A 263-nucleotide genomic window follows, 5' to 3' on the forward strand; every position below is an offset into this window, starting at 1 on the left:
CCGCAAAAATCCTGCTTGAAATGCGCGCAGTACACGCCAACCTCGAGTCGCCTTTTAAACTGACCTCCGGCTGGGCAAGCCCGGTCTATATCGATTGCCGCAAAATCATCTCATTTGTGCGCGCTCGCCGCGCTTTGATGGAAATGGCTGAGGCCGTCATTTTGTCCGAAATTGGCTTTGAACAGATCGATGCAATTGCCGGCGGAGAAACCGCAGGCATTCCATACGCCGCTTGGCTTGCGGAACGCTTAATGCTCCCAATG

1 protein-coding gene is annotated in these 263 nt (G+C 54.0%); it reads left to right on the forward strand.

Features of this window, described 5'->3' with window-relative positions:
• A partial coding sequence (locus CAGGBEG34_RS00355) for an orotate phosphoribosyltransferase (RefSeq protein ID WP_042687143.1) occupies window positions 1-263 on the forward strand: 263 nt, incomplete at both ends.

It is taken from the genome of Candidatus Glomeribacter gigasporarum BEG34, from assembly GCF_000227585.1.
Taxonomy (GTDB): Bacteria; Pseudomonadota; Gammaproteobacteria; order Burkholderiales; family Burkholderiaceae; genus Glomeribacter; species Glomeribacter gigasporarum_B.